The organism is Mucilaginibacter corticis (assembly GCF_007558865.1).
GTDB lineage: Bacteria > Bacteroidota > Bacteroidia > Sphingobacteriales > Sphingobacteriaceae > Mucilaginibacter > Mucilaginibacter corticis.
The window spans coordinates 1,039,945-1,063,180 of the sequence record NZ_VLPK01000001.1; the positions used below are offsets into that span (position 1 = coordinate 1,039,945).

A 23,236-nucleotide genomic window follows, 5' to 3' on the forward strand; every position below is an offset into this window, starting at 1 on the left:
TTAAATCCAGTTTTTTTGAAGGCAAGCCCTCAGGTTAAGTTTAGTACGATGAATGATCACCCAAAAATTGGCTGACGAAACTTTCAGCTCGGTACAGATATTTTCAGTCGGCTCATCTTCCATGTGTTTCATTGTAAAAACAGCCAGCCATAGTTTCGGCAGTTTTTTCATGCACCGCTGTAGTACCTGGTTAAATTCTTTGTTATGAAGCGGATCGGTATCTTCAAAGCCTAATTCTTTTGGCCAATGCTCTTCGCGCCAGTGCCCGTCTTCATAAAAGAAGTCCTCCTGCTCTTTTTCGGCAACCTTAACAGCATTGTTTAATCCTGATGAGCGTTTACGATAAATATCGATGATCTTATTTTTTAATATTGCGGTGAGCCACGTTCGCTCGCTGCTTTTGCCCTCAAATTTGTCGGCTTTCTCTAAGGCCGCCAAAAAAACCTCCTGCACCAGGTCGCGCGCCTGCTCGTCGTCGCTTATCCGGCTTATCGCGTAAGCATAAAGGTAATCGGCATGATTGTCAACCCATTTATGCGGGTTTAATAATGAGGTGGCTAACATTTATTTGATATCATTTAAATAATCTTAGTCGCACATACGCGCGAAACCTTACAAAAAATGTCAGATCAAATAAAATTATTAAATTTATTGTAAGGAAAAGCCCTAAGCCACGACCAATTGCGTATATAACTTATTAAACGTTTTGTAAAATGAGAACGATCAAAATATTTATACTGTCGCTGTTTATAGCAGTAATTTCTTTTTCGACATCAGCTTTTATCAATGCTAAACCAACTAAACATAACAACACTGTTGCCGGAAAAGGCTTTGCCGTTATCGAACTGTTCACGTCCGAAGGATGTTCAAGCTGCCCGCCAGCCGATGAGCTGGTGGCAAAGATCCAAAAGGAATATAAAGACCAGCCCGTGTATATCCTGGCTTTTCATGTAGATTACTGGAACCGTTTGGGATGGAAAGACGGGTTTAGCAACGCGGCATATTCGGCAAGGCAAAACGCTTACGCGCAATACCTGCACCTTTCGCAGGTTTATACGCCGCAAATTGTAGTGAACGGCAAAAAAGAATTTGTTGGATCTGAAGAAGGTACTTTACGTAACGCCATTAAATCAGGGTTACAAAAACCATCATCGGCCCAAATAACATTGAGCGATTTAAAGGCCGGCCCTAATAAAGCAACTATACATTACCAAACAGACGGCAATGCAGCAAACAGCGTACTGCTGCTGGCATTGGTAGAAAAAGCCGCCAGGACCAGTGTAAAAGCCGGCGAAAACAGCGGTCGCAATTTATCGCATGTACAGATCATCCGCCAGTTTCAAAGCAGTGCTTTAAATGATAAAAAGACCGGAACAGAAAGCATAGCTTTACCTAAAGATTTTAACAGTCAAAATTGGGAAGTCATTGCTTTGATACAAAACACGCAGACCGGCGAAATTACCGGGGCCGCCAAACAAGATTTCCCATCAGCCAGTTAATCATAATATTTTTGACCAATGAAAGAGATCAAAGAAAAGCATTCCTTAGCCATGCGGTGGTGTCATTGGGTTAATTTCCCGATGCTGAGCATCATGATCTGGAGTGGGATGCTGATCTATTGGGGCGATGATGAATATAAGATCAAACTCTTTGGCCACACTTATTTTGTGTTTTTCCCCGAGTGGTTTTACAAATTCTTTAACATTACCCACCGGTTGCAGGAGGGCATGGCTTTCCACTTTTTGTTCATGTGGTTTTTTATTCTTAACGGGGTATTTTATGTTGCCTATACCCTGATCTCGGGCGAGTGGCGTGAACTGGTCCCGCAACGAAAGTCATTTAAAGAAGCCTGGCTGGTTTTACTGCATGACCTGCATATCCGCAAGATGGCTCCTCCGCAAAAAAAATATAATGCCGCGCAGCGGATAGCTTACACCGCGATAATCGTAATGGGCATAGGCTCGGTAATTACGGGGTTGGCTATTTACAAACCGGTGCAATGTTATTATTTAACCAGGCTGTGCGGCGGCTATCATTTCGCGCGGATATTGCATTTTGTGCTGACACTGGGTTATGTTTTCTTTTTTGTGATCCATGTGGTACAGGTTTTCCTGGCGGGATGGAAAAATTTCAGTTCGGTGATCACCGGGTTTGAGGTTGTTAATAACAAACCAAAGCCCATTATTGAAAAAGGACATGACGAAGAAGCAAGCTAAAAAGCCCCTCACTACCGAGCAAAAAATTAACCGGCGCACATTTATTTCGTTTGGAGTATTTGGCGCGGCCGCGATTGGCGGCGTGTTTGGGTGGAAATGGCTCTATAACTCGCCCGAAGAGGTAACGGCAATTACCGGGGGCACCCGTGTACCATTGCGCCGGGCACTAAATAAAACCGAGATTGCGGTACGCCGCCTTTTATACAGCGAGAAACATTTGGTAAGGACCTATCCAAAATCAATGGCGGCCAAAAATGTACGTCAAAATAGCGATGTAGGCGTTGAAAGCCCGATAGATCTTGCAGCCTGGAAACTTCAGGTAACCAAAGGTAACGGAGAGAAGTTATTGATCGGTATTGAGGACATCAAGGCGCTGCCGAAGACCGAGATCGTTTATGACTTTAAATGCGTTGAGGGCTGGGACCAGATCCAATACTGGGGTGGCCTGTCTTTTGTTGATTTTGTAAAACACTTTAATCTTGACTCCGAAACCAAAATGGACTACGTAGGCATGGAAACCCCTGATAAACTATACTACGTCGGCCTGGATATGGATAGCGCCCTGCACCCGCAAACCCTGCTGGCTTATGAAATGAATGAAAAGCCGGTGCCTTTAAACCACGGCGCGCCGCTAAGGCTGATCATCCCGGTTAAGTATGGCGTTAAAAATTTAAAACGGATAGGCTCCATCAGCTTCAGCAACCAACGCCCCCGCGATTACTGGGCCGAGAAAGGGTATGATTATTTTTTGGGGTTGTAATTGAAAGGTTACGGCTTCGTTACCGCCGACAAAAAATGCGTCACAGCATAAGTTGATAACTGTCCGCCCGGTCCGTTTAAGTTATAATCGAAACCATGTGTTGCCCATGTAAGTTTGAGCCAATAGTGCGCAACACCTGCATCATTCAGTTTATTGTTCAATTTATCGCTGTGCTCATAAGCCACCAGCACATCGTTTTCACCGTGGATGATCAATGTCGGCACAGAAGACTGGTCGACAAACCGAATGGGTGAGCTTTGCTCATAGTTTTGCGGCACTTTTGTATACGTGCCCCCAAGATAAGCTTCCATCACGGCACGTGAATTCAAAACCAATGGGTTTGCCGGGACTGAATACCCCCAAACCATATCGGCAGGGCCGTAAAAATCAATTACACCTTTAATGTTTTTATTGCACAGGGTATAAGCAGAAAGCAGCGCAATCTGCGCCCCTGCCGAGCGGCCCAGCAAAACAAAGTTGTTGGTGTCTATTTGTAATTCGGCGGCATGTGCGGTAAGATACTTTATGGCGTTCTGAACATCCTCGCGTGGCGCAGGGTCCAAATGCTTTGGCGCCAGGCGATAATTGATGGACGCCACGTTATAGCCTTTGCCGGCAAGATAGCTGTTTAACTCGGGCAGTTGTTTGCTGTTGCCACCGCTCCACGATCCGCCATGGATCACAACCACACATGGCTTTTTTCCTGCAATTTGCGATGGGTAATAATCAAGGGTTAAAGCCGTGTCGGCATAAGTGATATACGTTAACGATTTATTGTCCACAACCATATTACCGGCAAACAATTTTGAAAAACTGAACGGTGGCTGGTTGTCATTTGTATTCGTATAAAATGCTTTGTTCAGGTCGTTTTTAAGATCATACCCAATAAGGTAAGCCTTAATTACCGGTGATAAAAAAACAATGATGGTTACAATCCCTGCTATAGTGCCTGCCAATTGATATTTTTTTACCCAAATACCTGATATGGTCAGCGCCGCGGTAATCCCCGCAAAAATTAAGGGATACTCTGTAACCAGAATTGCCAGCAGCCAAAAATAATAAGCCGGGGCCTTAAACACAGATAACAGCGATACTACAAAAAAGAGAATGATCAATAAGAACCTGGTCATATATACCTGTGTTATTAATAAAGTGCGGCTTTACAGCCATTTAAATTTATAATTATACGTGTTTTTAACCAAATCCAAGTGATTTGATGAATATTATACCATTGTTAGCAACAACCGGTTATCCTTCTACCAGTTCAACTTCGGCAACGGGGCTAAACAGATAAACACGTTTGGTTTTTAGTTCGGTGCATTTGTAGCGCTTGCGCAGCTTTTCTTCCTTTCTGAAAACCCGTCCGTCTTTCAATTTAAATACCGCGTTAATGGGTAATTTCTCTACCGTGTGGATATCCTCTTTTGGCGCGTCATACTTGCGCAGCGAGCGGTACAAGGTCAAATCAGAACAGCTGGATGCCGCCGGGTTGTTCAAATAGCTTACTATGGCATGCTTAACATCAGGCGGAAAAACGTCCTTTTCAAAAAAAGGCTGCATCATTTTTTTGAAATTGTTTTTCCATTCGGTACCATGCGGTTTGGCTTTATGCTTATGCTCGTTCCAGGTATGCAGGTGCGCAAACTCATGTACGGTAGTTACCAAAAACGCGTAGGGGTTTAAATCGAAATTAACAGAGATGCGGTGCCCTTTGCCCTGGTGCGGGGCCCGGTAATCGCCAAACTTGCTGCCGCGATTGCGTGAAATCTTAAACTCACATTTAAAGTAATCTATCCACCGGCCTATCAACGGGGCGGCCTCGGGCGGAAGATACTTTTCTAAAACTTTTACTTTGTCCAATGCTTACCTCTGTATCAAAGATAGCTCTTTAAGGGAAAAGGTCAAAGGTTAAAGGCGAAAGGTTTGTGAATAGTTGAAGCGATATATCTAAAATTTGCGACAATGCCTTTTAGCTTTCAGCTTTAACCTTTTACCTCAATAAATTATACGCCACAAAGCTGGCCACATAAGCCAATACCGTCATATAGGCAAATTGTATGGCCGGCCAGCGCCAGCTTTTGGTTTCGCGGTAAACTACAGCTACGGTACTTGCGCATTGCATAGCAAAGGCATAAAACATCATTAAAGAAAAAGCTACAGCCAATGAAAACACCGGCTGCCCGGTTTGTGTATTTTTGGCATCGCGCATTTTTTCCTGTACCGATTGCATATTATCCGCATCGCCGTTTACGCTGTATATGGTGGCCATGGTGCCCACAAACACCTCGCGCGCGGCAAATGATGTGATCAACGCTATCCCGATCTTCCAGTCGAACCCTAAGGGGCGAATAACCGGCTCAATAACATGACCCAGTACCCCGGCGTAAGAGTTTTCCAGCTTTTCTGAAGCGATATCTTTATTCACCTGGTCCGCGCTAACACCTTGTGTATATTGCGGCTGTTTGTATTTAGCTTCAATTTTTTCAAATCGGTCGCCCGGCGCGTATGATGCTAGTACCCATAATACGATGGACACCGCTATGATCACCTTACCCGCCTGTAAAACAAATGATTTGGAACGGTCATACATAGAAAAGGCCACGTTGTTCCACCTCGGCATACGGTACACCGGCAGCTCCATGATAAAATAACCACGCTCGCGGCTCTTTAAAATAAACTTGAATACCCAGGCCACTACTACTGCCGATATTAAGCTGAACACATACATGCCCGTTAACGCCAAACCCTGCAGGTTAAAGAACCACCAGATATTTTTATTGGGTACAACCAAAGCTATCAATAAGGTATAAATAGGTAGGCGGGCAGAGCAGGTTACCAATGGCGTAACCATAATGGTGATCATGCGATCTTTCCAGCTCTCAATGGTGCGGGTACTCATGATCGAAGGTACCGCGCACGCAAAACCACCGATCAGCGGTACTACAGATTTTCCGTTTAACCCGACTTTGCGCATCAATTTATCCATCATAAAAGTAACGCGCGACATGTAGCCGGTATCTTCCAATATGGATATAAAAGCAAATAAAATAGCTATCTGCGGTATAAACACCATCACACCACTTAAGCCGGCAATTACACCATCAACCAACAGGCTAACCAACGGCCCGGGCGGTAATACGTGGTTCAGTGTGTTTTGTATCCACACAAAAGCGTCGGCTATGCGGTCCATCGGGTAGGAGGCCCATGAAAATATGGCCTGGAACATGAACAGCAAGACGGCGAAAAATATAATAAAGCCAAAAACCTTATGGGTAAGGATCTTGTCTATCTTATTGCTTAATGTTTCATCATGGGCTGTAACCGGCACCTTAACCGTATCATATAACAACTCGTTAATAAAGCTGTACCGGGCAATGGTTTCGCTGCCCTGCGCTTTTTGCGAGTGAAAAGAATGTTCCTTTTCAAGTTCTTCTATCCTGTCAGACTGTTCGGCCGATAAAAACTTTAAGGTTTCATGCTGATGTGCAAGCTGTAAGGCAAAGTAAGGGTTTTCAATACTTAGCTCATCGCTGATGCTTGCTATCAGTTGCGGGGCGATAGATCTTACATCGATACTATCTTCCTGTAAAGCAAACTTATTAGCGTATGAAATGGCGGTTTTGAGCTGATCTATCCCATCTAATTTACGAGCGGCGATAGGCACTACCGGAACACCCAGGCTCTTTGAAAACCGGTCGACATCAATAGCTATCCCTGACTTTTTGGCCAGGTCCATCATGTTAAGCGCTATGATCACGGGGATCTTCAGATCGGCAACCTGGCTATATAGCAGTAAGTTTCTTTTTAGATTTGTGGCATCCAGGATAACAACAACCAGGTCGGGCGTTAATGGGTTATGCCTGTCGGCCAGTACAGAAAAAACGATGGATTCGTCCTGACTTTTAGGGTAAAGGCTGTAAGTGCCCGGCAGGTCAACTATTTCTGCGGTACGGCCATCCGGAAGTTTGGCATAGCCAACTTTTTTATCAACAGTAACCCCCGGAAAATTTCCTATTTTTTGATTTAGCCCGGTTAATACATTAAAGAGTGTGGATTTACCGGTGTTTGGATTTCCAACAAGCGCAACTCTTATATCAGCTTTCAATTACTTAGTACTACTGCAATATAATAGTTGAAGCTTCGCGTTTGCGCAGGCTCAACTGGTATCCTGATACGTTTATGGCAATGGGGTCGCCAAGGGGGGCAATGCGGTCAACTCTGATCTCTTCGCCGGGTAAACAACCCATCTCCATTAATTTAACGGACATTTCAAGATCTGTGAATTCTTTTACAATACCTTTTTCTCCTACTTCAAGTTGCGAAAGCCTCATATAAAAACGTTAACCTAACAAATGTATGGCTTATTTAAATTAAATCCAAATAAGCATAATAAATTAATGTAAAGTGCTGACTTATTGTAAAATTTACACCCATGCGAAAAAAAAATTGCATGTATAGACAACTCTTTGTTAAAAAATTACGTTCTTTGTATATTATCTGTAAGCTCACGCTTACAATGTGATAAGGTTTAGGTTGAAAGCCCCCAAACAGCGAGTGTAAGGGGGCTTTTATTTGCCCTATAAATTTTACATTTACACCGTGAGCAAATTAAAAGAAGTTTTATTCCGGCAATGCCTTGATTATGTGCAAAAACGCATGGATGCCGCACAACAGGGAATTGATGAAGCGCAACAGGCATCAAAAGAGGACACCAAAAGCAGCGCCGGCGATAAATATGAAACAGGCCGCGCCATGATGCAACAGGAAACCGACCGAAATATGGCCCAGCTTAATGAGGCCAATAAATTAAAGGTCGCTTTAAATGCTATTACCACAAATCTTTCGTCTAAGCAGATAGAAAATGGCAGCGTTGTAGTTACCAACAACGGCAATTTTTACCTGGCCATAAGCGCGGGTGCTTTAGTTGCCGATGGCGAATCTTATGTTGCGATATCGCCGGCATCGCCAATCGGGTTAAAGTTGAAAGGGCTTAAAGCCAATGATCAGTTTGCTTTAAACGGCAAGGATTATAAAATAATAAGCATTTTATAAGTTTATCGGCAGATAATGTTTGGTATTTGATATTAATCTTGTTTCTTTAGCTACCAAACAAACCAATCATTTTTTTACGATGGATACTCCGCAAACCCTGCCCGTACTGGATGCTGTAGAATTACGTGTTTTAGGCGCATTAATTGAAAAAAGCAGAGCTACACCCGATTATTACCCTATGACGCTTAACGGGCTTACTGCGGCCTGTAATCAAAAAACATCGCGTAAGCCGGTGGTGCAGTATGATGATAACACGGTAATAGAGGCATTGAATACGCTAAAAAGGCGGGGTTTAACTTCTACGGCGACAGGTGGGTCTATCCGCTCGGTTAAATATAAACATAACTTTGCTATCGTGTTCCCGCTTATCCCGTCTGAACTGGCAATTATGTGCCTGCTGATGCTTCGCGGCCCTCAAACCCCAGGCGAAATCAACACAAACGCAGGCAGGTTATATGAGTTTGAATCGATAGAAGAAGTACAGGAGATGCTGGATAAACTGGCCGGCGGCGATATGCCTTACATTGTGCAGCTACCTAAGCGCCCCGGACAAAAAGAAGCCCGTTATGCCCACTTGTTATCAGGCGTACCTGAAATAAGTGATGATGATTTTGATGACCAACCCACCGGCAGATCAGACAGTGGACTTGAAGCGCGTCTGTCAAAAGTTGAGCAGGAACTGGCCGAGCTTAAGGAAGCGTTTGATAAATTGATGCAGGAACTATCTTAATCAGCAGGGTAAAAATCGGCATAAAAAAAGCGATGGGCTTTCGCCCACCGCCTTCCCCTAATTATAATTGTTGTTAATATATAAAGCTACCATCGCCGCGGCGCTGCATATTGCGGCCATTGCGTTGCGGCGTACCGCTCCATTTTTGCAGGTTAATACGCAGCCCTACCATAAAGTAACGGCTTAGTGTGTTTGACAAGGTGTTTGTAACCCCGGTAGATGTGACAGTTTGCTGGATATAATTGTTTTGGTGTAAGATGTCATAAACATTAAAGGTTAGCACCAGGTTTCTTTTAGCCAGGAACTCTTTTTCAAACCCGGCGTTTAAAATGAGCGGTGTTGTGTTACCGCCGCTTATCCCGGTGATATATTTCTTGGTAGCATCATAATTTATTTGCCATGTTTTTAAGAAATACATACGTCCGCTAATGCCTAAAGAGGTTGTTTGCAGCTGATTTGACTGCGCATTTAACAGTGTAGTAAATGATCTCGAAATATCATAGCCAATAAATGGATTGATCTCGATGTTATCATTAGGATTTATGCGTGGGCCAAAACGTTCGTCAAAACGCCAGGTTGTTTGGTGATACAGCTGGTCATTACTCTTGGCCGGTGTATAGGTATAACTTACGTTACCGTTTAAAGCAAGGTTTACCGTACGCTCGTTTGATTGTTTTGAGATGGAATATCTTCCTACTATCGATTTTGCCCCGTTTATATTTTCATATTTAGTGGTGTAAATGTTTTTGTAGCTGTTATTATGCGAGTTTAAAGAGTCGATATGAATAGGGATAGCGGTTTGTATGGTGTTCTGCGCTATTGAGTTATCGATCTCGCTTGCGGTTATACCAAACGAAAGATTAAATTTAGAATTAGCAAAGTAATTATTGTATTGCGCGGTTAGGGTGTTTGTGAATGATGGCTTTAAATTGGGGTTACCTATAACAATGTTGGTTGGGTTCGACCTGTCTGTAAAGGGTTGTATTTGTGTAAAACTTGGCTCCTGGTTACGGCCGGTATAGTTCAAAGTAAAACGTTCTGTGCGCGACCATGAATAGGCAAACCTAAAGGCGGGTATTATTCTAAAGTCATACCGAGATGTTGATGCATTCTCACCAACCGCGGCGTTAAGCTTGGTCCCGTCCAGCCAGAAAGGCACCGCCGCGGCGCCAATAGAAACGTTAACTTTTGTGCCGGCATACCTGTAATCAACAGTAGCCCGGGTATCTGTTACATCATAGTTATAAATACTGCTGTAACTGGCAACCGGGTAAACCGTACCATTAGCCGAAACAGTATCCTGCAAAGACACCGAACTGTTATTCCGCTGGCTCAGATTTCCGCTAAATTCCAATAACGAAAACTTACTTAGCGGCTCAACATAGGTTACTGTTGCCTGGTAGTTGGTTGTAGTATTTGTTCTGTTATTAAGTACATGTGCCAGTGAATCTACCGGTGTTCCGTTTTGTGTCGAATCTGGGTAGTTTAAAAAATGGGTGTTTTGTTCACCGTTTGCTTTTGCAGTGGTACGGGTAACCCCTAATTGTATAGAAAAGTTTCTTTTGGGTTTTTTAAACAAATGCAGGTAAAAAGCGGTCATGCCATAGCTACTGCTGGTATTTAGATTGGAATTCGTTCCCTTGTTAACCACATGCTCAAAACCGGTGTCGTAATTGTTAATATTGTCGCTATAAATATTATTAAAGCTTGTAGCGCTGCTGTAAGTAAAAGATGGGTTTACCTGTAAATAATTGGCGCTATCAAGGTTAAAATCCAGTTCATAGTGAAACGTATGTGATTTACTGTCGTTTTCTGATGTGCTGTTACTTTTAAAATCACTGGTACCATGGCTGGTATAACGTTGGCCGTAACTATCATTTATGGCATTGTTGTCGCTAAAGTTATAAGCATAACTGCCCACAACCTGCACGTTTTTGCTCCACTGGTCGCGATAGTTAAATGATGGCGACCCCGAACGTGTTGTACCCGGGCTGCCCCCACTGCCGCTGCCTCCCCTGGCATTGGCCCCGACACCAGTACCCCCGCCGCCATCGTTTGTAGCGCCGCCTTGTATCCCTGTTGATGCTACCCCGTTAACGGTATTGCGTAAACCGCCAATTATACCCAGTTGCTGGTTGGCGTTAATGCGTTGTATAAATAGTTGCGCGTTGTACCGGTCGTCGCTGCCGTATTGCGTGGTTAAACGACCGGTTGTACCGACAGAGCGATCGGCTTTAGTTGTAACGTTCAGCACCTTCTGCGGATCGCCGTCTTTTATGCCCGTCCTTGCAGCCTGGTCGCCGTAATCATCAACGATCTGTACCTTTTCAATAATATCCGCGGGCAGGTTTTGAATAGCCTGCGCCACACTGCCGCCGGCGTATTCCTTGCCGTTCAATTTAGCCTTCACTACCTGTTGCCCCTGGTGGGTTAAAGAACCATCGGTGCCTACTTCCATCCCTTCCATCTTTTTAAGTAATTCGTCAAGGGTGGCGTTTTCGCGAACCTTGTAATCGCTGGCGCGATATTCGACCGTATCTTCTTTGTAGGTTACACTTGGCGTACCGTTAATATTTACAGTAGCCAGCTGGTTTGATTCTGTTTTAAGTACAATAGGATCAAGTACAACGTTTTTCTTGGTGTCGCTAAATGCGTATTTCTGCACAAATAACTTTGATCCCAAACTTTTAACCGTGATGTTAAATGTATTTTGCTTAACGCCTTTTAAAATAAAGACCCCATCGGCATTTGTCGACACGCTCATGGTGTCTGACTTTGATTTCAAGGTCACCAACGCACCTATAACAGTTTGCCCGCTTTCGTCTTTTACAATGCCGCTCACATCCCTTGACGGAAGTGGCGGTGGCAGCGGCACCTTTGTTTGCTGCTGACGGTTCATTTGGCCCTGCCCGCCCCCTTCGCGGTCGCCTCTTTGGGCAAACAGTTGTGCCGAAAGCAGGATCAAAACAATTAGCGTAAACAAGTTTTTCATAGTATGTAAGTCATAGGTAGATGTCGTTATTGTTTGGCCAGGGTGTATTTGGCCCAAAAATCGCAGGGACTTACCAGGTCCTGGAAATCCAGCGCGTTGCGGCCACCGCCTCCTCCGCCACCACCACCGGGTGGCCCTCCGCCGGGGTTGTTTAGCTGCAGGCCATTTAGCTTTATGTTATAAGCCATCTCTTTAGCGTCGTCAACAGAAATATCGAGCAATGGCAGGGGAACTTTCAACTCGTAAGTGATACCGTCATTGTCAAAATTTATGGCGGCTTTTATCCCATGTTCGTTGTATATAGAGATCAGTGTATCTGTAATGCCCTTTACTCCCAGTACCTTAATTACTTTGGCTGCATTTATGGTCCGTTCATGTACGGCTTTCATCATTTCAGAATCGGCACCGGCGTTTCTTTGTTCAATACGGTTGCCAAAACCACCGCTTAATCTTTGCGGGTTCTCAATTACCGGGAAAGTGAAACTATAAGCATCCTTCTCGCTCTTCTTATCCTGTTTGTTTAAAGCTAATGTCACACCGCCCGCAATGATCTTGGCGGTAGTGGTAAAGTCGGTCGACTTTACAGCGAGGTAAAGGTTTTTATCATCATTGGATATGATATAAAAGATCCGTGTGTTTTTATTGTAGGCCTGGAAATTGCCGTTCCACTCGTTTAACTTGCCGTCAATTTTTATAGGCGATGGTGCACGCATGTTGATAAGCTGTACTGTCCCTAATTTTTTAGGGGGCGATACCTGCGCCAACAAAGCAGTACCCGCAAGCAAAAGTAAACCCGGTAAAAGGATAAGTCTTTTCATTTTAAGTAGCTAAAATAGCTGCGGCCCTTAGTATGGCACAGACAAGGTTAATAATTGGTATGTAAAGTAAGAAATAAAGTATACCAGTAGCGTATTTGTAGCGACAAATTTACGCATTGCAGCGACCACAGAATTGGGTTTAACTGCTTAATTAAAGCTTAGTTAGACAGGTTGATAACCAGGCTGATGGTGAATGTATTGTTATCATTTGTGATATCAAGCTCGTGTTTATTGGGGTACAAGATAACCAGCCGACGTTTTACATTGCTTATGCCTATGCCCGAGCTGCTGTCCTTTGAAGCGTCAAGCGGGCTTACCTGGTTTCTTACCCGGAAAATTAACGCGTGGGTTTTTTCATCTATCGTTATGGCGATATCAATAACAGGTTTATCGATCATCCCTATGCCGTGTTTAAAAGCATTTTCAACAAATGGGATCAGCAACATGGGTTCAATGGCATTAAAGTCTGTGTTGCCATCAATATCTAGGTTTACGGTAACATTGCTGCCGTAGCGGAGCATCTGCAGGTTGATATAGCTCTTCAGGTAAACTATTTCTTTGCTAAGTGGCACCCGGTGATCATCGCTTTCATAAAGCATATAGCGCATCAGTTGCGACAGGTTCATTAAGGCAGGTTCCAGGTCGTCAGACTTTTTACGGGCCAGCGATACCAGGTTATTCAGCACGTTAAACATAAAATGCGGGCTGATCTGCGAGCGTAAAAAAGTCAGTTCTGATTGCAGATGGACATTTTCGCGCTCTTTTAAAAGCTGCTGCCGTATGCGGTTGTCCAGGATAACCCGGTAACAAATACTGCATAAAATAGCTACCAGCGGAGACAACACCGGGATAAAACCAACAGTGCCAAATTCATAGCCACGCCAGCGCGGGCGATTTCTAAAAGGTTCCCTGCCCGGGATATGGTTTTGAAACTGACCGCCGTGATGTGGCTCGAACCTGACAAATTTCCAGCAAAGCCAATATAATCCTAACGTTGCCAATAAAAGTAAGATGTACCAAAGCCACTTTTTATGGTTGATAAGCGGGTATAACAGGTAGGTATGGATGTAAAAAAGGCAAAGCAGCAGGGAGTTAGAGATGATCACATTGATCAGAAACCGGTGATGGATCTCTTCGGGGATATTGTTGTAGGCGCTGGGTAAAAAAGGCAATACCAAAAGCATGAACCAGATCACCAGTGGCATGGCAAAAAGAAACCAACGGTTATCTATCAGCTTTTTCATTGTACAAATAAAGACAGAAATAAGCACATTGTAACATCAATGAGACAAACACCCGCATTGTTGCGACGAATGCGAGTTACTTTATGACAATAACTTAGTAATATTGTATAGCCACTTTATGAACTGTATAATAATAGACGACGAACCCCTTGCCCTCGAACTTCTTGAGGATAATATCCGCATGGTAGATAGCCTTAAATTGGTGGCAAGCTGCCAATCGGCAGCGCAGGCCATACAAGTATTGCAGCAACAACAGGTCGACCTGGTATTTTGCGATATACAGATGCCGGGTATCAGCGGGCTGCAATTTGTGAAAAGCCTTACTCAAAAACCCATGATCATTTTTGTTACGGCTTATGAGGAGTTTGCGCTGGATGGTTTTGAGTTGGATGTGGTTGATTACCTGCTTAAGCCGGTGGCTGTTGAACGGTTTTTGAAGGCATGCAATAAAGCGATGGCAATTTTTGAGCAGGCCCAGCGCCATCCAGAGTTTGATACAGACAAAAAACGGAAGTATGTATTTTTATATGCCGACTACAACCTGATCAAAATAAACCACGATGATATTACTTACATTGAGGGCTTAAAAGATTACGTAAAAATTTACCTGGCAAGTTCGCCCAAGGCGATCGTATCAAGAGTAACTATTAAGTCTTTAGAAAGCCAGTTGCCGGCTGATGAGTTCTTCAGGATCCATAAATCTTTCATTGTTAACCTGGAGCATGTAAACTCCATCCGTAAGGGGAGAATAAAAGTAGCTAATGCAGAGGTTCCCTTTAGCGATAGTTATAAAGACACCATTACCCGTATGACGGGCAGATTGACCTAAGGTGTCACGCGGCTAATTGTACCGCCACCATATTTACCAATGAATCTACATCAAATGGTTTATGCAATACATCGTCCGGCGATTCCTGGCGTTTTATGCTTAATCTAAAGTCTTCATTACCCGTGCATAAAATTACCGGCAGGTTTTTAGTTTCCCGGTTTAGTTTTATCTCTTTGCAAATATCCCTGCCGTCGGCATCCGGCAATTGCATATCCAATATCACCAGGTCCGGATGATCGGTTCTGATATGATCTATAACGGCATTGCCTTCGTACAAAGCAATAACGTCATATCCTTTATTGAGTAATATATGGCTCATTACCTCAACCATAAACTCGTTATCATCAACAATTAATATCTTCTTAGTCATGACGTTACATTTTACATATTGTATTACAATAGCCATGCCGCTTTAACAATCGGTCAAAAATATTACGTAACAAAAAAGCGATAAGGCATTTACTCCCTATCGCTTTCAAACTTAAATCTACTTTTAAAATATTATACGTGTATAAACAGTTCTTCTTTTGGCCTGCGTACTTTGGCTGCCTTGCTCAAATGGTCATCTTCTGCACGGAAACCAATAGGCGCAATTACAGATGTAGTCAAACCTAAAGCCTTTAATCCTAATATTTCATCAAAACTGCCGGCTTCAAAGCCTTCCATCGGGCAGGCATCTATACCCAGATCGGCAGCGGCGCTTAATAACACACCAAGGGCAATGTATGATTGTTTATGGTTCCAAACAATTTTAACATCCTCGGTCATTAAGTTAATGTTGTGTGTAATATTTTTTTCGAAAGCCTCCAAATTAGCACGGTCGACACCACGGGTTGCGGCAATCCGGTCAATATAGTTTTTCACATATTCGCTATCCAGGTTTGTTTCGGCAGCAAATACAATAACATGCGATGCTGTGGTTAATTGTTGCTGGCCGCGTGCGGCTTCGCGTAATTTTTGCTTTACTTCAGGGTTTTCAACAACGATGATCCTGTAGGCCTGTAAGCCAGCAGATGATGGCGCAAGCTGAACAGCGGATAACAATTCATACAGTTGCTCCGGGCTGATCTTTTTGTTTTCGTCGAATTTTTTGGTGGCGTAGCGCCAGTTTAATTTATCAAGAAGTGACATTGTGTTTAATATTTAATTTCACCACAAAATTAAATGTTTAAACACGCATAATCGTCACGGCGGGGTAATTATAGCAATCCCTGGTCCTTTAACGCTTGTTTTTTCGCCTTGATATCATCTTTAATAGCCCGTTTTTCCTGCCTGATCTGTTTGTTTGTCTTACCTGTCGGGTCTATCGCATTTATTCTTCTTTCTTCCTCGTCTTTTAGTTTTTGCTCAGTTTTTTGTTCGGTAGTATCTTTTTTGCCGAATAAACGCTGAAAGAATGTTGGTTTCTTAACCGGTTCAGGCTCCTCAATAATTGGCATAGCCGAATCAACATCATCATCGGTAGGTGCGTTAAGGATCCTGTTAGCCGAAGCAGAGTCAACAGGCGCAACCCTGCGCCGTAAACTCGCTTTTAAAGACACCGTATAAAAGCCATAAGAACTACTGTCTGCCTGGGCAAATCCTTTACCCATCATCATCCGGCCGAGCGAGTTAAAATAGCGCTCCATGCCAGGCCTCAGGCTGCCGTCGGGCAGGAAGGCATATAGGCCAGTCTTGGGCCTTGGTACAATACTGGCCAAAAAGATACTTTCGCCCAAAGTTAATTCAGACGGTGCTTTGTCGAAATAATAATGTGAAGCTTCGCTGATACCGTATATGCCCGGACCCCACTCGATAATGTTAAAGTAAACCTCCAGCATCCTATCCTTGGTCATGATATTGTTATTCTCCAGCATCCATACGATCAGGATCTCCTCGATTTTACGGCTCAAAGTTTTTTTCCTGGTCAGGAACGAGTTTTTAACCAGCTGCATAGAAATGGTACTGCCGCCGCGTTTAAACTTATGGGTTTTAATATCGGTAACAATGGATTGCCTGATGGCTTTTTCCACAAAACCGTGGTTCTTATAAAACGTAGGGTCCTCGGCCGTCATTACCGCGTTACGCAGGTATGGCGACATTTCTTCCAGCGGAGTATATTCCGGGTTTTCAGGGCCTATGATATGCGGTTTCATTGGCTTGTCATTCTCATAAGGCGTGTAAACAAATGGTTTGTTTAAGCGGCCCAGGTCGGTTTTGCCATAACTTACTATCCTGAAAGCGGCATCCTTATCCATCCGCGAATCAAATTTCAGGCTATCCGGATTACTTTTGTCCAGGTAAAAGTTTAAAGAGTAATTAAGCTTACCAGCCAATTTTATACCTTCAAGCGACTCAAACACGCCCGAAGGAAAAGAATCAAAAATATCCTGCGCGTTTAGCCAGCCGGTATTTAATTTAAGTTCATAGATCTTTACCGGGTTAAGCGTGTATTTTATAAAAGGGTGCGCGCTGATCTTTTTTAAATGGATAACAGAAGAACTATCTAACGACACGTAATTTTTGCCCACAAAAACGTTGGCCGCTATTGAACCATCCGGCACCACAACGTCGTTGCCCGCCAGCCCCGGCTGGTTGATCAGTAAATTATGCGCGCTGCAATAGGTTTCTATACGGGTTTCGCCATCGCTGTGCTTAACGTTGTTGAGCTTTACGGTCAGGTTATCAAAGTTGACCGTAGCATGAAACCGCTTGCCAATGAATGGGATCTCCACCTTACCCTTATCCGCGTAAAGCTTAATATCTATCTGCTTGTCGCTGGGGTGCATGGTCCCGGCAAAATGCCAGGTAGCCAGTGTATCATTTATTTTTATAGTCGATGTGAGGTCGCCGTTGTCAATTTTAGCTGTTTGTGTAAGTACCTTTAGTTGGGTACTATCATTGGTGAACGATACCAGGAAATTATTTACCACCAGGTTATCGGGTATTTTGTACAGCACCTGTTTGATCAGGTTGTTTGACAGCTCGCTCAGGTCGACCTTGGTATGCGTGTCTGTCGAATCTTTTTTCTTTTTGAACAGGAAATCAAAGTTCTTAACGCCTTTCTGGTCCGTAAGGTTAAGGTGGCCGTTAAGCAGGTCGACATTAGCCAGCTTGACATTGCCAAACAAAAGCGGCCATAGTTTTATGCTGATATCAAAATGTTTGATGGTAAGCAGGCTGTCCCGGTTTTCAGGAACGATAGAAATGTCGGTACAGGTAACTGTAGTTAACCCGGTAAAATGTGCCGAGCCGATCTGCAAATCTAAGTGATAGCTTTTTTTAGCCTGGGCTTTGGCTTTGGCAATTTCGTGCTGTAAAATAGCCTCGCGTTTGGAAAATGCAATGTATCCGCCTATAAGCAGTATAACCAGTAAAACAGCAACTATAATACCCGCTACGCGGAGATATTTAGGATTAAGGCGAAGCATCAAAGAATTTTTATCCAAAACTAAACTAATTTGTATGGATACAAAACGTTACTATCAGTAAAATGTTCTGTGCCTTTAATGCATCGCCTTAATTTTAACCCGCTTGGCTTACATATCCATCATGGCTTTCATCTTCATCAGCGCCGGGTTTATGCGCAGGTAAACCTGGAATCCGATAGGCGCGGCACCATAATAAGTTTTTAAAGCCGATGGCGACACATTTACCGTGCCCTGCACGCCTACAGTAAGATTAGTGTTTTTAACCGTACTGATGATATAATTTGTACCTAAAGTAATAGCGTTGATATTAAAGTTAGGGTTTGACGGGAAAGCGGCTTGCATGTCTATCTCTTCTGCATCTTTTTGTACAAACTCGTAGCGGCCATATATGGCTACTTTGCTAAACTGCAGGCTGTTCTCTAACAATACCGATGGCTGGGTTTTACCATTGTCAGAATAATGATTTTGCCCGTAAACCAACGTGGTAGAGATATAACTGTCATCGCCCAGCATTTTAGTACGGATGGCCGACGCGGTAAACCGGTTAACATTTTGCTGCGGTTCGGCTTCTTCAGGGCTGTGAATGTAGCCGTCCGAAACCTGCAAAGCCCACTCCTTTGACGGGTTATAAGACAATCGTGCCGAATACGAATCGAACTTCATTTTGTCGAAGTTATACCGGAACTCGTCCGGTTCGCGACCGGTAAATGCCGAGCCTTCCAGTTTAACATCTTTGTACCTGAAACCCAGGGTAGCTACACCGAAGGTAATATGCGTGGCATCCTGGTAATGATGTCCCAACGGCGCGTTAGGATCATTCATTGCCGATAAACGGTGCATAAATACCGGTGGTCCCAAAGCGGGTTCGCCGGGATAACCAAACGAAGCCGAAATGTCCGCATCTTTAGCCACACGCTGGGTATAAGCTACGCTTAACTCGGCAAATAGGTCATGCGGGTGCTGACGGTCAACCAATTTATGCCCTTTGTAAGATTCGCCTGTTTGATACAGTAGCGGATATCCGCCAGGGCCAACTAAAAAAGGATCGAGCGAGAACATGGTGTTAACAGAGAACAGGCCGTTGTTGCCAACTTTGGTCTGCGTCATGGCCATAACCATATTGGGTACATCAAATTTCTGGCCTCCGCGATTGCCGGATTTAAAGATATCCTGGTTATTATAACGGGCAAAGAAACTGCCGTGGATCATGGTCATCCATTTTTTACCGTGGATCATGTAAGCATACATCGGCGACTCGTCAGGCATCCATGAAGTACCTGAGCCATCACGGTTCATGGGCAGATCAAGCGAGAACTGGCTGTTCATCTGCATGGAGCCGCTCATGTCCATGTTCATCATATCCATGTCGTCCATTTCCATGCCGTTCATCATATGGGTGTGTTTTTTGTGTTTGGTGGTATCCATTTTCATTTGCTGTGCAAATAATGGAGCAGACGTGGCTAAAAATATAGCCGCGATATATATCGGGAGAAATTTCATTTTTGAATCAAAAAAATAATCGTAAAAAAGTAGACACACGGGAATAATTATCACCGTGAAATAATGCGGACGATTAAATGATGATCAAATACGTAACGTGCAGTTTTTAATATACTGCGCCTCTTTGCCGGATGGCGGAGGCGGTGGTGGCGGAGCCGGGGTTGATAGTTTCTCTAAAAGCGATTGTTGTGCCGACAGGATATAATCGCCAAAAGGGATCTTTGAAATTTCAAAGCCAAACAACTTGCCAATAATTGAAGGCGTTTCTCCCTGGTGGGCATCCTTAACCTTTACATCAATTTGTTTGTCTTTGCAGCATTTTCTTGCAGTTATCGGCGATAATTTGCAGGTTTTTGCGGGGCCTTCAATTTTTACTGCTGCCAGTACCCCGCCACAATAATGAAGATTCAATGCAAAGCCAAGCGCGGTAATTAAATATACCTTGGCCAAAAACATCGCTGAATACTTCTTTATCATTATACAAAGCTAATCTTTAGCATTTTAAAAAACAATACCCCGCCGGTTATCGGCAGGGTATTAAGTCTTCGTAAATAAATTTGTCTCTTAATTGCCTTGTGCGGCTTGTTGTTTCATCTGGTCGTTAGCTACAATCGCTATCTCTACCCGGCGGTTTTGTGCACGGCCGTCTGCTGTACTGTTATCTGCAATTGGTTCAGACTCGCCTTTACCAACGGTTGTTAAACGAGACCCGTCCACATTGTTAGCCACAATAAAGTTTTTAACGGCTTGTGCCCTTTTTATAGAAAGGCCCATATTAAGGTCGTCGCTGCCGGTATTGTCAGTATGGCCCACAATGGTAATATTGGTTTGCGGGTTTTTTTGTAATGAAGCGGCCAGGTTAATTAAATTAGTTTGCGCTGCGCTTTTCAAGTCGGTTTTGTTCACGTCAAATAATATCCCCGAGTCAAATTTTACCACAATGCCTTCGCCCTGCCTTACTACGCTGGCCCCCGGTACGGTCTGTTTGATCTCAGCAGCTTGTTTATCCATTTTATGGCCGATAAGCGCACCTGCTGTACCACCTACGGCACCGCCAATGATGGCGCCCAATGCGGTATTGCCTGCACTATGCCCTATCAGCGCACCTATTGTGCCGCCGGCACCTGCGCCTATGGCCGCGCCTTTTTGCGTTTTATTAAATGAACTGCATCCCGCGCCTAATACACTTATACCAATGGCTACGGCTACAATGCTATTTCTTATTGCTTTCATGTTATGTTATTGTTATTTTGATGCAATAATAAGGCAAAGCGAGTGCCAACTGTATCATCAAATGTCAATATTGTCATATATCGAACCAATAGAAACTTTAAAAACATTTTTTTAATATTCACGAAAGCATCAGGCATTAAATAATAAAGATTGTTGGCTTGTTTTTAGTACAAGACCCATACTAAAATGATCTTCTCCATACCAATAACCGCCAAAAGACCTCGGCGCTAAGCAGGGCGCAAATAGCAAACAGGGCAGGCTTAATAGTTTCTGCGGATGAGGAGAATGCCCCGCCAAGCGCAATGAAATATACCGATGCCGGTAATACCAACAGCAAACAAAGCCCGGTAACATTAAGTGGGATTTTAAATGGCCGTGGCGTATGCGGGTTGCTCATGCGGAGTTTTATTAGTGAGATATATTCTAATGATAAGCCCGCACCGTACACGGTAACGTCAATGATCAGCAGGTCAGCAAAGGTCCACAGCACCATCAGACTGACAATTACCGAGCAGATAATGATTGATACATACGGTGTTTGAAAACGCGAATGCAATTTATTTAGCCGTGCCGGTAATAAACTATCCTCAGACATTACCTGCGGCACACGCGATACGGACAAAAGCACCGCGGCATAAATGCCTAACGTACTTGCCATGCCACCCAATGCCAGTAACGCGCCGAGCCAATGCCCCCCTATCATCGCGCCCAAAGCCGGGAAGCCCTTATCGGTCAAAACCGTGGGGCTGATGCCGTACAACTGCGCTATCCAGATCACCAGGAAATAAATAACAATAACCATCGCGAATGCAATAAACATGGAGATCAAATATGAGCGTACCGGTTTTTCAACCTCCTCAGCATAAGTGGTGGTATTGTCCCAACCCAGGCAGTTCCACATGACGGTATATAATGCCATTCCAAAGGACTGAAAAGCAATGTCTTTTAATGACGGTGAGGGAATAGTCAGCCCCCCTGTATGATGGTAAAAAGCCAGGCCGAAAAGTATAATAAACGGCGTAAGCACCGCCGCGCCCAGGATCAAAGAAACCCGTCCTACGGGAACAATCCCAAGTATATTTAAACCGGCAGATGCCCAGATGATGATCAAACAAACGGGTACTTTATAAACCTCAAGTCCGGGAAAGAAAAAGGACGCGTATTGAACAAACAGCACCGGGTAAATGGCCAGGTCGACAAAGGTGTAGAGCCAGGTCCACCAGCCCTCATAAAAACCCCAGCGCGTACCTAAAGCATATTTTACCCATTTATAATAGCCGCCGGTTACGGGCATCATGCTGTTTAATTCAAGCACGGTAAAGATCGCGGGAACATCCCACAACAATGGCGTAACTAATAATATCAACAATGCGCCATGCTGCCCCGCATAATCCAACAAAGGCTCTAAACCATAAGGCCCGCCGGATACCGTAAAAAAGATAACAGCGATAAGCTGTACAGGGCGAATCTTTTTAAGGTACTTGGTTGATGGCATACGGCCTTAAAAATAGAAGTTTATCTTTTAATTTCAAGGTAGGTAATGTCAATATGGTTTACCAGATCGTTTTGCGGTCGACTGTTGATTTGATGTTTGTAAGTAACCCACTAAGCCTACATACAAAACAAGTTGCCGCTCTCAATTTCCTGCCACGATTCAATCTTTCCGCAACCCGCTTCGGTAACCTGGTAAAACGAATAACCCATATCAGCTAAAAACTCATAACAGTTTTTTATGTCCTGCCCGGTCCTTGCCCAAAGCGGGGTGTCATATTCAAATATGAGCCGGGGTTTGTGTTTTTGTAAAAGACCTTTCATTCCACGCAATACCTGTAACTCGAAACCTTCCACGTCTATTTTAATGAGGTGCAACGCTTGCAGGGTAGATAATTCAGGCAGTAAGTCGGCAATTTTAACATCGACCCTTTGTTTTTCTGCCCCCGGGCCTGTATCTGCCAGGCTAAATGTGCCCTGGTTATCGCCTCCCGGATCAATCGTAAATTCGGCTGTGCTTTCGGTATCCGACAGGGCCAATGGTAGTAATGTTACATTAGCTACACGGTTTAACGAGATATTTTTTTTGAATTTTTCCTGCAGGTAATTTAAGGGCTCAAACGAATAGACCCTGCCGTTGTCCCCTACAGCCTGCGACATACGGATACTTTGTAAACCGATATTGCCGCCAACGTCAACAGCAATGTCACCATGTTTTAAAGAGATCCGGATCAGTTTATTGATCTCATCCTCGTATGCGCCCATGCTGGCTACCTGCCATTCAATGAAACTGTTTGGGTCGGCAAATATGGCAATGTCTTCGTTGGTTAACCATGCGATGTTGCTTTTGGCGGACGCGTTTTTCTTGTAGCCCTTGAGCAAGTATGACGATAGCCGCTCCTTTCCCGGTAATTTCCAGTTGCGGGTAAAAACAAGCTTGATGCGGTCGCGACGGTTCATT

The 23,236-nt window shown here is 43.9% G+C and carries 22 protein-coding genes; 6 read left to right on the plus strand and 16 right to left on the minus strand.

What is annotated here, in order from left to right:
* Entirely contained in the window at positions 1-564 is a 564-nt protein-coding gene (locus tag FO440_RS04485; RefSeq protein ID WP_144247020.1) for a sigma-70 family RNA polymerase sigma factor, read from the minus strand.
* A 149-nt stretch (positions 565-713) separates the two neighbouring features.
* Between FO440_RS04485 and FO440_RS04490 the strand changes: the two genes are divergently transcribed.
* Genes FO440_RS04490 through FO440_RS04500 form a run of 3 tightly spaced genes read left to right on the plus strand, consistent with a single transcriptional unit; the run spans position 714 to position 2,976 of the window.
* Positions 714-1,499 (plus strand): DUF1223 domain-containing protein, encoded by a 786-nt coding sequence (locus FO440_RS04490; protein ID WP_144247021.1) that lies wholly within the window; start codon positions 714-716, stop codon positions 1,497-1,499.
* 18 nt (positions 1,500-1,517) lie between these two features.
* On the plus strand, positions 1,518-2,216 hold the full coding sequence (locus FO440_RS04495) for a cytochrome b/b6 domain-containing protein (protein WP_186292565.1): 699 nt from the start codon (positions 1,518-1,520) through the stop codon (positions 2,214-2,216).
* Positions 2,197-2,976 carry a molybdopterin-dependent oxidoreductase gene (locus FO440_RS04500; protein WP_144247022.1) on the plus strand — a complete coding sequence of 260 codons (780 nt, stop codon included), beginning with the start codon at positions 2,197-2,199 and terminating at the stop codon, positions 2,974-2,976. Before FO440_RS04495 ends, FO440_RS04500 begins: the two co-directional genes overlap by 20 nt.
* A gap of 8 nt (positions 2,977-2,984) precedes the next feature.
* Here FO440_RS04500 and FO440_RS04505 read toward each other — a convergent pair whose 3' ends face one another.
* From FO440_RS04505 to FO440_RS04520, 4 genes are all read right to left on the minus strand, one after another.
* Complete coding sequence (locus FO440_RS04505; RefSeq protein WP_144247023.1) at positions 2,985-4,106, minus strand: alpha/beta hydrolase; 1,122 nt, start codon at positions 4,104-4,106, stop codon at positions 2,985-2,987.
* Between the two features lie 118 nt (positions 4,107-4,224).
* Positions 4,225-4,836 carry a SprT-like domain-containing protein gene (locus FO440_RS04510; RefSeq protein ID WP_144247024.1) on the minus strand — a complete coding sequence of 204 codons (612 nt, stop codon included), beginning with the start codon at positions 4,834-4,836 and terminating at the stop codon, positions 4,225-4,227.
* A gap of 130 nt (positions 4,837-4,966) precedes the next feature.
* The gene (gene feoB / locus FO440_RS04515; protein ID WP_144247025.1) at positions 4,967-7,081 is read right to left on the minus strand and encodes a ferrous iron transport protein B; all 2,115 of its coding nucleotides are present in this window, start codon (positions 7,079-7,081) and stop codon (positions 4,967-4,969) included.
* Between the two features lie 10 nt (positions 7,082-7,091).
* Complete coding sequence (locus tag FO440_RS04520) at positions 7,092-7,307, minus strand: FeoA family protein (RefSeq protein WP_144247026.1); 216 nt, start codon at positions 7,305-7,307, stop codon at positions 7,092-7,094.
* 268 nt (positions 7,308-7,575) lie between these two features.
* Between FO440_RS04520 and FO440_RS04525 the strand changes: the two genes are divergently transcribed.
* Positions 7,576-8,028, plus strand: a complete 453-nt coding sequence (locus tag FO440_RS04525) for a 3-oxoacyl-ACP synthase (RefSeq protein ID WP_144247027.1) — start codon at positions 7,576-7,578, stop codon at positions 8,026-8,028.
* A gap of 79 nt (positions 8,029-8,107) precedes the next feature.
* On the plus strand, positions 8,108-8,758 hold the full coding sequence (locus FO440_RS04530) for a YceH family protein (RefSeq protein ID WP_144247028.1): 651 nt from the start codon (positions 8,108-8,110) through the stop codon (positions 8,756-8,758).
* A 73-nt stretch (positions 8,759-8,831) separates the two neighbouring features.
* Here the strand turns inward: FO440_RS04530 and FO440_RS04535 are convergent, their stop codons facing one another.
* From FO440_RS04535 to FO440_RS04545, 3 genes are all read right to left on the minus strand, one after another.
* Positions 8,832-11,750 (minus strand): TonB-dependent receptor, encoded by a 2,919-nt coding sequence (locus tag FO440_RS04535; protein ID WP_144247029.1) that lies wholly within the window; start codon positions 11,748-11,750, stop codon positions 8,832-8,834.
* A 26-nt stretch (positions 11,751-11,776) separates the two neighbouring features.
* Entirely contained in the window at positions 11,777-12,568 is a 792-nt protein-coding gene (locus tag FO440_RS04540) for a DOMON domain-containing protein (RefSeq protein WP_144247030.1), read from the minus strand.
* A 158-nt stretch (positions 12,569-12,726) separates the two neighbouring features.
* Entirely contained in the window at positions 12,727-13,812 is a 1,086-nt protein-coding gene (locus FO440_RS04545; RefSeq protein WP_144247031.1) for a sensor histidine kinase, read from the minus strand.
* Positions 13,813-13,930: 118 nt separating this feature from the next.
* On the opposite strand from FO440_RS04545, the gene FO440_RS04550 reads away from it, so the two are divergent.
* A complete protein-coding gene (locus FO440_RS04550; protein WP_144247032.1) occupies positions 13,931-14,641 on the plus strand; it encodes a LytR/AlgR family response regulator transcription factor in 711 nt (236 codons plus the stop codon).
* A gap of 4 nt (positions 14,642-14,645) precedes the next feature.
* On the opposite strand, the gene FO440_RS04555 is transcribed toward FO440_RS04550, so the two are convergent.
* The 8 genes from FO440_RS04555 to FO440_RS04590 all read right to left on the minus strand — a co-directional run bounded on the left by FO440_RS04555 (position 14,646) and on the right by FO440_RS04590 (position 23,235).
* On the minus strand, positions 14,646-15,011 hold the full coding sequence (locus FO440_RS04555; protein ID WP_186292566.1) for a response regulator: 366 nt from the start codon (positions 15,009-15,011) through the stop codon (positions 14,646-14,648).
* A 131-nt stretch (positions 15,012-15,142) separates the two neighbouring features.
* Positions 15,143-15,772, minus strand: coding sequence for an NAD(P)H-dependent oxidoreductase (locus FO440_RS04560; protein ID WP_144247034.1), 630 nt, complete (start codon positions 15,770-15,772; stop codon positions 15,143-15,145).
* A gap of 68 nt (positions 15,773-15,840) precedes the next feature.
* Complete coding sequence (locus FO440_RS04565; RefSeq protein WP_246104172.1) at positions 15,841-18,069, minus strand: transglycosylase domain-containing protein; 2,229 nt, start codon at positions 18,067-18,069, stop codon at positions 15,841-15,843.
* A 90-nt stretch (positions 18,070-18,159) separates the two neighbouring features.
* On the minus strand, positions 18,160-19,551 hold the full coding sequence (locus FO440_RS04570; protein ID WP_144247035.1) for a hypothetical protein: 1,392 nt from the start codon (positions 19,549-19,551) through the stop codon (positions 18,160-18,162).
* Between the two features lie 84 nt (positions 19,552-19,635).
* Complete coding sequence (locus FO440_RS04575) at positions 19,636-20,028, minus strand: HYC_CC_PP family protein (protein WP_144247036.1); 393 nt, start codon at positions 20,026-20,028, stop codon at positions 19,636-19,638.
* An 87-nt stretch (positions 20,029-20,115) separates the two neighbouring features.
* Complete coding sequence (locus FO440_RS04580) at positions 20,116-20,784, minus strand: OmpA family protein (RefSeq protein ID WP_144247037.1); 669 nt, start codon at positions 20,782-20,784, stop codon at positions 20,116-20,118.
* Positions 20,785-20,965: 181 nt separating this feature from the next.
* Positions 20,966-22,279, minus strand: coding sequence for an APC family permease (locus FO440_RS04585; RefSeq protein WP_144247038.1), 1,314 nt, complete (start codon positions 22,277-22,279; stop codon positions 20,966-20,968).
* Between the two features lie 116 nt (positions 22,280-22,395).
* Positions 22,396-23,235, minus strand: a complete 840-nt coding sequence (locus tag FO440_RS04590) for an FkbM family methyltransferase (protein ID WP_144247039.1) — start codon at positions 23,233-23,235, stop codon at positions 22,396-22,398.
* Between the last annotated feature and the right edge of the window lies 1 nt (position 23,236).